Origin of the sequence: Actinophytocola sp. (assembly GCF_036378875.1) — a bacterium.
Classification (GTDB): domain Bacteria; phylum Actinomycetota; class Actinomycetes; order Mycobacteriales; family Pseudonocardiaceae; genus Actinophytocola.
The window spans coordinates 1-13,112 of sequence record NZ_DASUVO010000086.1; the positions used below are offsets into that span (position 1 = coordinate 1).

A 13,112-nucleotide genomic window follows, 5' to 3' on the forward strand; every position below is an offset into this window, starting at 1 on the left:
ACCTCGCGCTGTGCGACAACCTCGACGTCGTCCACAACATGTTCCTCGGGCGCGAGCTCAAGGCGGGCATCACGCTGAGCGAGACGGCGATGGAGAAACGCGCCGGCGACACCCTCCGCAGCCTGTCCGTGCGAACCCTGCGCTCGCTGCGCCAGCAGGTCTCCAGCCTGTCCGGCGGCCAGCGCCAGACGGTGGCGATCGCCAGGTCACTCCTGGGTGATCCCAAGGTCATCATCCTGGACGAGCCGACGGCCGCCCTCGGCGTGGAACAGACGGCCGAGGTGCTGAACCTGATCGAGCGCCTGCGCGAACGAGGCCTCGGCGTGATCATGATCAGCCACAACATGGAGGACGTGCGCGCGGTCGCCGACCGCATCGCGGTACTGCGCCTTGGCCGCAACAACGGCGTCTTCACCACGTCAGAGGTGTCCACGGAGGACCTGGTAGCGGCGATCACGGGCGCGAAAGACAACGCGGCCACCCGCCGATCCCGCGAAAGGAAGAACCCATGACCGCGCGAGTCTCGCGTTCAGCCCCGGCGAGTCTCGCGTTCAGCACCCCCGAGTTACGTTTTCAGGTACACCCCAGCGGACACGAAAACGCAACTCGCGGGGGCCGAAAGCGCGACTCGCGGGGGCCGGAAGCGCGACTCGCGCGTTGGAGGGGGTTATGACCCAGATGAAAGCCGCGCCGGCGTTGGATCTGCTTGACGAGCGGCTTCGGCGCGGGGAAGGGCTGCGGCCCGCGCTCTCGGCCGTCGCCGACCGGGTTCGGTCCGGGGACCTCGGGGTGCTGCCGATCATCGTCGGGCTCGTCGTGATCTGGACCGTCTTCCAGATACTGAACCCGGTCTTCCTGTCCAGCGCCAACCTCGTGAACCTGCTGATGGAGAGCGTCTCGGTCGGGATCATCGCGCTCGGCATCGTGTGCGTGCTGCTCATCGGGCAGATCGACCTCTCGGTCGGCTCGGTGAGCGGGCTCTCGGCGGCGCTCACGGCCGTCACGTTCGTCAGTGGCGGCTGGCCCGTCTGGCTGTCGATCCTCGCCGCGATCGCCGGCGGCGCGCTGATCGGCTGGGTGTACGCGCAGATGGTCACGCGGCTCGGCGTGCCCAGCTTCGTCGCCACCCTCGCCGGGCTGCTCGCCTTCCTCGGGTTGCAGCTGTGGCTGCTCGGCAGCAAGGGTGCCATCAACCTGCCGTTCGACTCCGGGCTCGTGCACTTCGCGCAGCTCGCGTTCGTGCCGGCCTGGTTGTCCTACGTGCTGGTCGTCGCGGCCGCGGCCGGGATTTTCCTCACCGGTTACTCGCTGGCCCGCGCACGCCGTGCCGCCGGCCTTTCCGCCCGCTCCACGCCGTTGCTGGTCGCCCGCAGCGTTGCCGTCCTCATTGGACTCGGCTTCGCGGTCTGGTATCTCAACCAGGGCCGAGGGGTCGGCTGGATGTTCGTCAGCTTCGTGGCGCTCGTGCTCGTGTTGCACTACGTCCTGACCCGCACCGCGTGGGGCCGGGCCGTGTTCGCGATCGGTGGCAACGTGGAGGCCGCCCGCCGCGCCGGGATCAACGTGAAACGCATGTACACCACCGTGTTCATGCTGTGCAGTGCGCTCGCCGCGCTCGGCGGCCTGATCGCCGCGGCCCGGCTCGCCGCCGCCAACCAGGCCAGCGGCGCGGGTGACGTCAACCTCAACGCGATCGCGGCAGCGGTCATCGGCGGCACCAGCCTCTTCGGCGGGCGGGGCAGCGCGTTCTCGGCACTGCTCGGCATCGTGGTGATCCAGTCCATCTCAAGTGGACTGACGCTGCTGGACCTCGACTCGTCGTTCCGCTTCATGGTGACAGGATTCGTGCTGGCGCTGGCCGTGACGCTCGACTCGGTGGCCCGCCGCTCGCGAGCCGCGCACGGGCGGGCCTAGCCGGACTCGTCCGTGACGACATGCGCGGCTCCAACGGGTTTCGACTCGGGGGAGCCGCGCTGTCGCAAGTAGACGGAGAAGACGGCCATCGACCCGATGGCGAGGAACTCCGACTGCCAGTTCTGCAGCGAGCGGTTCCAGAAGTCGGCGGTACCCAGGTATTCCGGCCAGCTGACCGGATCGGACAACTGGGCGATCTGTTCGGCGTTGTACGCGGCGACCCCGGCGACCGACTGAGCGAGCCACGACAGCACGAACAGCCCGGCCATGATCAGCCCGAGCGACTGGGAGAACACAGCCGTACGCCATCCGCCGGCACGAGCCCACCTGGGCGAGTCCTCCGTGGCGTGCGCGCCGACCTGCTGGTCCTCGTCGGACTCCCGTCCGATCCGCTTGGGCGGCTTGGACTCCGGCGATCCGCGCTGGACCAGCCACACCGTCGCGAAGATGAACAGGAAGAACTGCAGGTACTCGGACTGCCAGTTCTCGGCGACGTCCACGGCGAAGCTCGCCGAGACCACGTAGGACCAGAACGTCACCTCGGCGGCACCGTCGGCTATCTGCTGGTTGTTGTAGTCGGCGTGCCCGGCGACGGCCTGTCCGATCAGTGCCCCGAGAAACAAGAGCCCAAACGTGAGACTTAGCCCGTTGTCGCGCAGAAACCGCCTCACGTCACCCGCCCCCGCTCAGCGCCCCGACCGCGATGAAGAACAACAGTCCACCAATGACGATGGTCAGGTACACCACGAAGATCGTGCGCCTCATGCGCGATGAGTTTCCCCCGACGGGAAAGTCAAACCACCATTGAACCTGCCACGCAGGCGGGCAGCCCGGACCTCCGCTTCCGCGACGAGTACTGAATGGACCGAGGGGCGGGCCGGGTCGCTCGACCCGGCCCGCAAGAAACGTCGGTCAGAACGGGTTGCGCTTCGGCTCCATGCCCGACTGCCCACGCGGCACGGACTCGTCAGGGCCCTCGGGGGCGGGCTCGTCGGCGTAGGTCGACTTCGAGTGTTCGCCCGCGAAGTCCGGGTCGCCCATCGGCGGGATGCTCTGCGAGGGGCTGCCGCCGCGGTCGCCCATTCGGGGTTCGCCCTGCTGCGGGGAACGGTCGACCTCGCCCCGCCACGCGCCGGTCTCGCTGCCGCGGTGTTCGATGAAGTCCTTGAACCGGCTCAGGTCACCCTGGATACGGTGGCCCACCATGCCCAGAGCGGCGCCGGCCTTCTCGGTGAGCGACTCCGGCGTGTACTCCATCTGCAGGTGGACCCTGGTGGTCCGGTCATCGAGGCGGTGGAAGGTCACGACGCCGGAGTGTTCCGGGCCGTTCACCGAGTGCCACGCGATCCGCTCGTCCGGGTTCTGTTCGGTGATCTCGGCGTCGAACTCACGGGTGACACCGCCGATCGTCGTACGCCAGTGCGTTCTGGTCGGCGTCGTCTGCTCGATCCGCTCCACGCCTTCCATGAACTTCGGGAAGGACTCGAACTGGGTCCACTGGTTGTAAGCGGTCCGCACCGGCGTCTCGACGTCAACAGACTTCTCGATGGTGGTCACTCCTGTCACTCCTTTCCTGTCGCTTTCGTGGTCTCCCCACGGGTACCCGGGTTAGCCGATGGCATGCGGCGGGTAGGCCTACCAGCGAAAAAGTATTCAGCGAACGGGAAAGGGAAGTCATGACCGAGACCGTTGGCGACTACCTGCTGACACGGTTGCGGGACTGGGACGTCGACCACGTGTTCGCCTATCCGGGCGACGGGATCAACGGCATCGTGACCGCGTTCGGCCGCGCGGACAACCGACCGAAGTTCGTGCAGACCAGGCACGAGGAGATGGCCGCGATGGCCGCGGTTGGTTACGCGAAGTTCAGCGGCCGGGCCGGGGTCTGCCTCGCCACCTCGGGGCCCGGCGCCATCCACCTGCTCAACGGTCTCTACGACGCGAAGCTCGACCACGTGCCGGTCGTCGCCATCGTCGGGCAGACCGCACGCACCGCGATCGGCGGCCACTACCAGCAGGAAGTCGACCTGCACGCGTTGTTCGCCGACGTGGCGAGCGAGTACCTGGTCGAGGTGACGGTGGCCGAGCAACTGCCGAACGCGCTGGACCGGGCCATGCGGGTGGCGTACGCGGCACGCACGCCAACGGCGCTGATCATCCCGGCGGACCTGCAGGAAGAGCCGTACGAACCGCCGCAGCACGCTTTCCGGCACGTGCCGTCGTCCCCGCCGTCCCGGCCGGCGACGGTCGTGACCGCGGCCCAACCGGAGGTCGTCCGTGCCGCCGAGGTGTTGAACGCCGGGGAGAAGGTGGCGATCCTCGTGGGGCAGGGCGCACGGGGCGCGGCCGACGAGGTGCGTGACGTTGCGGACCTGCTCGGTGCCGGCGTCGCGAAAGCTTTGCTGGGCAAGGACGCACTGCCCGACACGGAGTCCTATGTGACCGGTTCGATTGGACTATTGGGTACGCGGCCGAGCTACGACATGATGACCGGCTGCGACACACTGCTGATCGTCGGGTCCAACTTCCCGTACTCGCAGTTCCTGCCGAAGCCGGGCGCGGCCCGCGGGGTGCAGATCGACCTGGACGGCAAGCTCATCGGCATGCGGTACCCGACCGAGGTCAACCTCGTCGGCGACGCGGCGGAGACCCTGCGCGCGTTGATCCCCTTGCTGCGGCGCAAGACCGACCGCGCCTGGCGGGAGAAGATCGAGGAGGACGTGGCGTCGTGGTGGCAGTCCATGGAGCGACAGGCCATGGTCGATGCCGACCCGGTCAACCCGATGCGGGTGGCGTGGGAGCTGTCGGAACGGGCGCCGGACGATGCGATCATCACCGCCGACTCGGGTTCGGCCGCCAACTGGTACGCCCGGCACCTGCGCATGCGGGAAGGCATGCGCGGCTCGCTGTCCGGCACGCTCGCCACGATGGGGGCCGGGGTGCCGTACGCGGTCGGCGCGAAGTTCGCGTGGCCGAACCGCCCGGTGATCGCCCTCGTCGGCGACGGCGCCATGCAGATGAACGGGCTCACCGAGCTGATCACCATTCGCCGCTACCACGAGGAGTGGGCCGACCAGCGGTGTGTGATCTGCGTGCTCCACAACAACGACCTGAACCAGGTCACGTGGGAACTGCGTGCCCTCGGCGGCGCACCGAAGTTCGAGGAGTCGCAGACGCTGCCCGACGTGTCCTACGCCGACTTCGCGCGGTCCATCGGACTCGGCGGGATCACGGTCACCTCGCCGGACCAACTCGGCGACGCGTGGGACATCGCACTGCGCGCCGACCGCCCGACGGTCGTCGACGTCCACTGCGACCCGAACATCCCACCGATCCCGCCACACGCGACCGCCGACCAGCTCAAGGCGGTCACCCAGGCCGTGCTCAAGGGTGACCCGGACGCGTGGGACCTGGTGAAGGAAGGCCTGAAGGCGAAGGTCGCCGAACTGCTGCCCTGACGGGAACCGCGATGCCGTGAAGGTGCCCCTCGGGACGCTCAACCGGATCCACCGATGATCTTGTTGGGTGTTCACACCGTGGGCGGGATGTGGCCTGGCAGGTCCGCTTCGCGGGCGCCGGAGGCTGCGCGCTCGGCGCGCATTCGCCCGAAGACGCGTTCGGGGCATCGCCGATGTCTCGAAAGACGCGCTGATGACGTTCAACGACCTGAAAGCGTCTTTCGAGACAGTGCCGATGGCGTCGTGGCCGCCTCAGCTCATGCTGGCCAGTGCGGAGACGACGCCGTCGACCACCTCGGGGTGGCCGAGTGGCATCGGGGCCTCGACGCGGTCAGATGGTCCGTGGTGGCTGCGGGCGACGACTCGTACCTCGATGCCGGTGTCGGCGAGGGTGCCGGTGTTGTCGTCGTCCACCGGGTCGACGAGTAGGACCGAGCTGACGATGTCGGCGAACTGACGGGCGATGGCGATCGCCGCCGGGCAGGCCTCACCGCTGGCCACCAGGTTGGCGGAGGCGCGGCGTTCGGTCAGTGTCTCGAGTACGTCCTCGACGTCCTCGAGTGAGCGTTCGCTCGCGGGGATCCGGCACCAGGCGATCTGGAAGTGGCTCGCCAGCTGGTCCCACGTCGGGGGCAGTTCGTTGTGCTTCGCGGCGCCGGACGGGTCTACGACCACCAGTGCGGGGCCGTCGTCTCGCCCCGCCCACACCACTGGCGCCCCCTCGGCACGCGGGCCTTCCTTATGGAACTCACGCACGGGATATCACCTCGTGGGTGGGGATACCGCCGGTACGAAGCGGGCAAACGCCACTCCTGGGCGAACCTCACTCGCGGACGACCTCGGCCGGTGGTTTGTCCGTGCGTAGCCCGCCGAACCGGGGGTGGCGCAGTCGTCCCTCGCGGGTCCACTCGCTGAACCCGACCTGCACGACGAGCTCCGGCCGGATCCAGTGCGCGGTCGGCTCCGGCACCTGGTCGGCGAACGGCGACTCCTCCTGGGCCATCGTGTCCATGCGGGCCCGCAGTGCGCGGAGCGTCGCGTGGTCGTAGCCGGTGCCGACCTTGCCGGCGTAACGGAGCAGGCCGTCCTGGTGGTAGCCGACGATCAGCGCGCCGAACCCGGCCCGCGAACCCTGCGGCTCGGTGAACCCGCCCACCACGAACTCCTGACCGCGCAGGCATTTGAACTTGAGCCAGTCGCCGGACCGGCCGCCCCGGTAAGGGGAGTCGGCACGCTTGGCGATGAGGCCCTCCCAGCCGTGGTCGCAGGCGTACTTGTAGTAGGCCTCGCCGTCGGCTTCGCGGTGTTCGGCGTAGCGCAGCGGGCCGCGGAAGCGGAACGCCGTGCGGAGGATGGCTTTGCGCTCACGTAACGGCCGTCCGGTGAGGTCGATCCCGCCGAGTGACAGCAGGTCGAACAGGTGGTACTGGACGGTGTCGCCGTCGCGGACGACCTCACCATCGGTGATGAAGTGGGTCCCTCCCGCCGCGGCGAGCAGCTCGATGAGCTCGGGATAGGTGTCGTCCAGCCGTTTGTGGTTGCGGGACCACAGTTGTGGCCGCCACCCATCACGGATGGACAGGGCGCGCACGCCGTCCAGCTTTCGTTCGAAGACCCAGGCGTCGTCGGAGAACCGGCGATCGGTCGGCGTGGCGAGCATCAACTCGGGCGGATCGATCATCTCTCGTCTCGGTGATCGGCTTATATGCAATTTGCATACCCAGAGTTGCGGATTGTAGACCGTCGATGTCAAGTCCGTGTGCGGACCCACCGAGAAAAAGGGTCCAGACCTTTACGTTTCGGACAGATGTTCGTTACACGCCGGGGATCTGGCCGCCTCGGAACGCGTCGACGAACAGGCGGTGATCTTCGCGGGTCTGCTGCGCGTAACCCATCGCGAAGGTCGTCAACGAACCGACGAAATCGTCGGTGTCGGTGATCACCGTCGAGATCGCGTCCTCGACCTGGAAGTCCACCAGCGTCTGCTCCGAGTCCGAATCCGAGACGCAGTGCATCTTGGCCGTCGCGCGGCCGAGGTAGGCCAGCACCGGGTCCATTTCGGACGGTTCGGTGAGCTCCGACCAGTCGAGGTCGCTGACGTACGGGGACAGCTCGCTCACCACGAAGCCCTTGCCGTCGATGGCCGTGTGGCCCAGCCACGGGTCCGCGTGCGCCTGCAGCGCCCGCTGCGACACCGCCGTGCGGTGACCCTCGTTGTGGAAGTACGTCCGGATCCGCTGCTCGTCGACGACCCGGCTCGGTGCCGGCACGTTGCCCTGCTTCATCGACAGCAGCACGTCGTTCTCGAGTGCCTGGGTCTGGCCCTCCACCAGCACCGTGTAGGCGGGCAGCCCGGCCGAGCCGATGCCGAAACCACTGCGGCCGACGATGTCCTTCACGAAGTAGGTGTTGCCGCCGAACCGCTTGCCGGACGGAATGGTGTCCAAATAGGACTCGAAGGCGGCGCGGACGACCTCCTGCTCGGCGGGTTCCAGCAGCCGTACCCCCGGGCCGTGCGCGAACCGCCGCTCGTACTCGTCCACGGTCGTCATCGAGTCGAGCAACTCGATCCGCGTCCGCAGCCGGGCCCGCAGCAGCACCTCGTGCAGCACGCCCTCGGTGCTGTCCAGCCGCAGGCGAACGCCCTCGTCACCGGGGTTCTCGGCGAACGACCGCACCTGCCGCACGTAGCCACGCAGGTACGTGCCGATCAGGTGCGCGATGTCGTCGTCGGAGATGGCCTTGCTCCACGCCATCAGCGCCACGCTCGCCGCGAGCCGCTTCAGGTCCCACGTGAAACAGCCGAGGTAGGCCTCGTCGAAGTCGTTCACGTCGAACACCAGCGTGCCCGACGAGTCCATGTAGGTCCCGAAGTTCTCCGCGTGCAGGTCGCCCTGGATCCACACGCGGCTGGTCCGCTCGTCCGCCCACGGGTCGGCGTCCTCGGCCATGTCCGCGTAGAACAGGCACGCCGTGCCCCGGTAGAACGCGAACGGCGCGGACGCCATCTTCCGGAACTTGCGCCGGAACGCGATCGGATCGGCCCGCATGAGCTCGTCGAACGCGTCGACCAGCACGTCCACGATCTGCGCCTGACGCGCGTCGTCGCCCCGCTCGGCGATCAGTCCGATGACACCATCCACGACGCCAACTCTGCCACAGAAGATCAGTCGGAAGCGTCGCCCAGAAGGGCATTGATCGCCGTCTTCGCGGCCACTGTCGTGTCGCCGGTCGCCGCGCGCCAGGTCCTGACCGCCGCCAGCCGGTCACCGGCCCTGGCCTGTGCGACGGCCAGCCGCGCGTAAAGCGGCTGGCCGGGCAGCCGAGCCGGCACGGGACGACCACGCGGCTCGCCGTGCCGGCCGCTCGGATCGTGCTCGTCGAGCGACGAGTGCAGCTCGTCGACCGGGTCGCCGTCCACGGTCAGCGTCCAGCGCCGCTCGCCGCGGATACCGAGCATGCGCGGGTCGTCCAACAGCTGGCAGACGTTGTGGATGATCTCGTGCTGCATGGTCCGGACGACGTCGGTGAGGTCGTCGGGGTCCACGCCGGCGGCGAGGACGCGGTGCAGCGCCGCGGACGTGGGCCCGGCCGGGATCTCGCCGGCCGGCGTGCCGCGGAAGAACGACTCGATCCAGGACGGCTGCCCGTCGACCAGTTCGTCCTCGTCGACCACCAGGGACCACAGGTCGGTCAGGAACAGCTCGCGCTGATCGTCGGTCATGCGCGCATCCTGTCACCCGAGTGTCGCAGGATCTCGGTGATCAGCCGACCGCGTCCCCTGTCCTCGCGGTCCAGGTGCACGTGGTGGGTGGCGCCGGTCAGGGTGACCGTCCTGACCTCCTTCGCCTGGGTCAGGTCGGCGGCCAGCGTCGTCACGTCCGCCGGGCGGGACCAGAAGTCGTACTCGCCGCGCAGGATGAGCGTGCGGGCCTGGATCCGGCTGGCGTCCCACAACTGGCGGCCGGTGGCCAGGTGGTAACTGTCCGCCATGGCGCCGTTCGGCGCGCGGAAGCTGGGCGGTTCGCGGTCGTGCGTGGTCGGGTCGCTCGCCAATGCTTCATCCACATAGGACTGCGCGACTCGCGGGTCGCGCCACTCCGCCTTGTCCGGCACGGGAATGCTCGCGTCCCAGGCCGGCAGCAACTCGGCTGCCGTGCTCTCCCGGTAGGCGCCGTACCGGTCGTCGTCGAAGTGGCCGGGACGCGCCGGGTCCCCGAACCGCTCCAGCATCGGATGTCCGGTGACCGCGCCGTACAGGCTGTTCACCATCACCAGGTTCTCGACGCGGTGCGAGTGCTCGCTGGCGTACCACGCGGCCCAGTGCCCGCCGGTGGCCCAGCCGACCAGGTCGACCCGTTCGGCACCCAGCCAGCGGACCACCGCGTCGATGTCCCGCACGACCTGCTCCCCGGGCACGATCGGCGGGTTGTCCGTGGCGGGCACGAACATCTCCGGCGGCCGCGACGACCGCCCGTACCCACGAGCGTCCATGACGAGCACGCGGTGCCCGGCCCGAGCGAGGTCCTCGGCCAGTGACCCGCCGGGCACCGGCAGGTCGAACGAGGCGATGCCGGGCACCCGTGCCCCGTGAAGCAGCAGCACCGGCCGCTTCCTGGCCGCCGGCGGCTGTACCTCACGTACTCCGAGCGTTCCCTCCTCGCCAGGGACATCCCAGTCGGTGCGTTGCATGCCGCCAGAATGCCGTCCGCCCGACCGGGATAGACGATTCTGTACACAATCGGCCTCGATTGAGAGCATCAGGATATGGATCTCAGGCACCTGCGAGCCGCGGTGGCCGTGGCCGACCACCTGCACTTCGGGCACGCGGCCTCCGCGCTCGGCGTCGCGCAGCCGCCGTTGAGCCAGCAGGTGAGGGCGCTCGAGGCCGAGCTGGGCGTGACCCTCTTCGAGCGGACCACCCGCGCGGTGCGGTTGACCCCGGCCGGCGAGTCGTTCGTCGCCGACGCGCGGAACGCACTGTCCATGGTGGACACGGCGGTGCGCCGGGCACGAGCCGCCGGTCGTGGCGAGACCGGTGAGCTGGCGATCGGCATGGTCGGCTCGGCCGTGAGCCAGCCGTTGCCGGCGATCATCCGGGCGTTTCGCGCGAAGTACCCGGCGGTGACGTTGAGCTTCCACGTGCTGCCGACCGTCACGCAGGTCGAGCGGCTGCGGGCCGCGGTGCTGGATCTCGGCCTGCTGCGCCCGCCGCTGCCCGGGCCGGCCGACGACCTGGAGCTGGTGTCGATCTCGCGCGAGCCACTGGTGGCGGTGCTGCCAAGCGATCATCGCATGGCGGGCCGGCGGCGCCTCGCCGTGAGCACGCTCGCGAACGAGCCGTTCGTGATGTTCCCCCGAGCACTGGGGCCCGGACTGTACGACGAGATCACCGCACTGTGCCGGCGAGGTGGCTTCACGCCGACCGTCGCGCAGGAGGCCGTTCAGCTGCCGACGATCGTGGGGCTGGTGGCGGCCGGGTGCGGAGTGAGCATCCTTCCCGGCTCGGCGGCGCAGCCGCGGCCGGAGGTGGTGTTCGTGCCGCTCAGCCCGGTGGTCCGGTTGGTGGACCTCGCGATCGCGCTGCCGAAGGGGAACCGTTCCGCGGTGGCAGCGAACTTCACCGCGCTGGCCAGAGATCTGACCAGTTAGCCCAGTGCACTTCGGACATCCGGTCTGACCGACAGCTCGCCGAGCAGTCCCATGACGCTGAGTGGGCGCAGTACGACGTTACGCGCGGCGACGATCCGCAGCCGCGCGCCTCGGGTCATGAGAGCCGCCTTCGCCGCGAGCAGGACGGAAACCGCGCCGCAGCCGAAGAACGACACTTCGGACAGATCGCACACCAGCAGTCGTACCCGCACGTCCGAGGAGAGGGGCGTCAGCGTGGTCCGCAGGCGCCCGACGGTCGCGATGTCGATCTCGCCGGCGACCGACACCAGCACGACACCCTCACCGAGGGGCCGAACGTCAACTTTGAACGGCAGGTCGAACGGCCACGTCGCAGCCATGGTGCCTCCACCCGAGGGGACACACGGCTGACTTCGTAACCGTGAAAAAGAGCTTGAAGCCAGCCTATCAAGCGGACTTGCCACCGCCTGCGGGCACGCCCAGACTCCGTAGGTGCGTAACGACATCCTGACCGTGGCGAGCGAACTCGCCGAGATCACCCGCCTCGTCGCCGCCGACGACTTCGGGGCGACCACCGAGCGGTTCGTCAAGCGGATCGTGCGGACGATCCCCGGCTGCGACGACGCGCTCATCACGGTCCGGTCGGACAGCGGCGTGGAGACCGCGCAGTCCAGCCGCGATCTCGGGTTCGATCCGTTGGCGCCAGGTCCGATCGTCGAGGCGGTGACGTTCCGGGAACCCCGCAGGCTCAGCGACACGGTGACCGACCAGCGCTGGCCGTCCTTCGGCACGCAGCTCGTCAACGCGGGCTACCGCAGCTGCCTGTGCCTGCCGCTGTCCACCAACGGCGACGACTCGGCCGTGCTGACGTTGCTGTCCCAGTCGGCCGACCAGTTCGGCGAGTCCGCCTACGACGTCGTGCTCCTGCTCACCCTCCACGCCGGCGTGGTCTTCGACAACGCGACGCTCTACCACGACAACCTCGAACTCGTGCACCAGTTGCGCACCGCGCTGCGTACCCGCTCACTCGTCGGCCGTGCCCAGGGCCTTCTCATGCGGCACTTCGGCTACGACTCGCAGGAGGCGTTCGCGGCACTGAGACGTGTGTCGCAGAACACCAACGCGAAGCTACGTGACCTGGCGGACGAACTCGTGTCGGCCCACGAGAAGGACGACTTCGAAACGGCCGTCAAGCGGTACGTGCCAGAAGACTGATCACGCGGCCTGTGTGAGCGGGGTCGCTCCGAGCAGGTCCTCGATCCGGGCGGCCGCGACCTCCCGTGCGCCAATGGCCGCCACCTGTCTCCCGATCTGACGCGCGACGGCCAGTGTCGGCTCGTCCACCCGCAGGTGCTCGACCAGCCGGCGCAGGTTCTCGGCGGGCAGCTCCTCCAGCGTCGCGATCGTGCCAACCCCCAGGTCGACGACCTGCCTGGCGTTGCCGGTCTCCTGGGCGGTCCTGGGTGCGAGCACCATCGGCACCCCGGCCCGCAGCGCGGCGCTCACCTGGGGTAGCCCGCCGTCGGTCAGGAACACGTCCGCGTGCGGCAGACCAGCGAAGCGGGTCGAGTCGCCCACCACGACCTGCCAGTCGGTGTCGCCGAACGCGCGGACCAGCGGCTTGATCGACGGCCCGTCGACCAGCAACACCGGGCGCCGCCCACCGGGCCGCCACGGGTCACGCACCGCGCCGCGCTTGCCCGGCAGCGAGAACACGTACTGCTCGTACGCCTGCTCACCAGGCCATTCGTGTCCCGGCGGCAGGTTGGTCCCGGCGACCACGACCGGGACATCCCAGGTGGCGCGTGCCGCCTCGACCGTGCGCGGGTCGCCGACAACGGCGTCGACCGGGCCGCGGGACCGGAACGCGGGTTGGTCCAGCAGGCTTCGCTCATGCTGGCCGAAGGTCAGGATCCGCACAGCCGAACTGGCCGGGCCGGCGGCGCTGGACGCGAACGTGACCCGGTGCCCGCGGCGGCCGAGCTCCTCAGCGAGCCACAGCGTCGGGTATGTGTGCCCCCGGTCGGGCCGGCTGAGGAACAGGAGATGCATGCCACCAAGGTAGGAGCGGCGGGTCGAGCAGGTGTCGAGACGCGGTGGAGGCCAGGG

At 69.0% G+C, this 13,112-nt stretch carries 13 protein-coding genes and 1 pseudogene; 5 read left to right on the plus strand and 9 right to left on the minus strand.

Annotation, left to right across the window (positions count from 1 at the left end):
* Both VF106_RS24525 and VF106_RS24530 read left to right on the plus strand, forming a co-directional pair.
* A partial coding sequence (locus tag VF106_RS24525; protein ID WP_330842167.1) for an ATP-binding cassette domain-containing protein occupies window positions 1-512 on the plus strand: 512 nt, incomplete at its 5' end.
* A gap of 157 nt (window positions 513-669) precedes the next feature.
* Window positions 670-1,914: a sugar ABC transporter permease gene (locus tag VF106_RS24530; RefSeq protein ID WP_330842168.1), complete on the plus strand. Its 1,245-nt coding sequence runs from the start codon at window positions 670-672 to the stop codon at window positions 1,912-1,914.
* Here the strand turns inward: VF106_RS24530 and VF106_RS24535 are convergent.
* Complete coding sequence (locus VF106_RS24535) at window positions 1,911-2,585, minus strand: DUF6766 family protein (RefSeq protein WP_330842169.1); 675 nt, start codon at window positions 2,583-2,585, stop codon at window positions 1,911-1,913. The genes VF106_RS24530 and VF106_RS24535 overlap by 4 nt on opposite strands.
* Before the next feature lie 436 nt (window positions 2,586-3,021).
* A pseudogene (locus tag VF106_RS24540) lies at window positions 3,022-3,471 on the minus strand (SRPBCC family protein); the annotation flags it as partial.
* A gap of 119 nt (window positions 3,472-3,590) precedes the next feature.
* Here VF106_RS24540 and VF106_RS24545 point away from each other — a divergent pair.
* Window positions 3,591-5,372 carry a thiamine pyrophosphate-requiring protein gene (locus VF106_RS24545; RefSeq protein ID WP_330842170.1) on the plus strand — a complete coding sequence of 594 codons (1,782 nt, stop codon included), beginning with the start codon at window positions 3,591-3,593 and terminating at the stop codon, window positions 5,370-5,372.
* A gap of 252 nt (window positions 5,373-5,624) precedes the next feature.
* Here VF106_RS24545 and VF106_RS24550 read toward each other — a convergent pair whose 3' ends face one another.
* The 5 genes from VF106_RS24550 to VF106_RS24570 all read right to left on the minus strand — a co-directional run bounded on the left by VF106_RS24550 (window position 5,625) and on the right by VF106_RS24570 (window position 10,064).
* Window positions 5,625-6,128: a P-loop NTPase family protein gene (locus VF106_RS24550; protein ID WP_330842171.1), complete on the minus strand. Its 504-nt coding sequence runs from the start codon at window positions 6,126-6,128 to the stop codon at window positions 5,625-5,627.
* Between the two features lie 67 nt (window positions 6,129-6,195).
* Window positions 6,196-7,053, minus strand: coding sequence for an ATP-dependent DNA ligase (locus tag VF106_RS24555; protein ID WP_330842172.1), 858 nt, complete (start codon window positions 7,051-7,053; stop codon window positions 6,196-6,198).
* A gap of 133 nt (window positions 7,054-7,186) precedes the next feature.
* Window positions 7,187-8,422, minus strand: a complete 1,236-nt coding sequence (locus tag VF106_RS24560) for a DUF2252 domain-containing protein (protein ID WP_414639057.1) — start codon at window positions 8,420-8,422, stop codon at window positions 7,187-7,189.
* Window positions 8,423-8,538: 116 nt separating this feature from the next.
* On the minus strand, window positions 8,539-9,096 hold the full coding sequence (locus tag VF106_RS24565; RefSeq protein WP_330842174.1) for a hypothetical protein: 558 nt from the start codon (window positions 9,094-9,096) through the stop codon (window positions 8,539-8,541).
* Complete coding sequence (locus tag VF106_RS24570) at window positions 9,093-10,064, minus strand: alpha/beta fold hydrolase (protein WP_330842175.1); 972 nt, start codon at window positions 10,062-10,064, stop codon at window positions 9,093-9,095. Before VF106_RS24570 ends, VF106_RS24565 begins: the two co-directional genes overlap by 4 nt.
* Before the next feature lie 75 nt (window positions 10,065-10,139).
* Here VF106_RS24570 and VF106_RS24575 point away from each other — a divergent pair, with 75 nt between their 5' ends.
* Window positions 10,140-11,024: a LysR family transcriptional regulator gene (locus VF106_RS24575; protein ID WP_330842176.1), complete on the plus strand. Its 885-nt coding sequence runs from the start codon at window positions 10,140-10,142 to the stop codon at window positions 11,022-11,024.
* Here the strand turns inward: VF106_RS24575 and VF106_RS24580 are convergent.
* A complete protein-coding gene (locus VF106_RS24580; RefSeq protein ID WP_330842177.1) occupies window positions 11,021-11,383 on the minus strand; it encodes an STAS domain-containing protein in 363 nt (120 codons plus the stop codon). The two genes, VF106_RS24575 and VF106_RS24580, sit on opposite strands and share 4 nt — an antisense overlap.
* Before the next feature lie 112 nt (window positions 11,384-11,495).
* On the opposite strand from VF106_RS24580, the gene VF106_RS24585 reads away from it, so the two are divergent.
* The gene (locus tag VF106_RS24585) at window positions 11,496-12,218 is read left to right on the plus strand and encodes a GAF and ANTAR domain-containing protein (RefSeq protein ID WP_330842178.1); all 723 of its coding nucleotides are present in this window, start codon (window positions 11,496-11,498) and stop codon (window positions 12,216-12,218) included.
* On the opposite strand, the gene VF106_RS24590 is transcribed toward VF106_RS24585, so the two are convergent.
* Window positions 12,219-13,055: a glycosyltransferase gene (locus VF106_RS24590; protein ID WP_330842179.1), complete on the minus strand. Its 837-nt coding sequence runs from the start codon at window positions 13,053-13,055 to the stop codon at window positions 12,219-12,221.
* Between the last annotated feature and the right edge of the window lie 57 nt (window positions 13,056-13,112).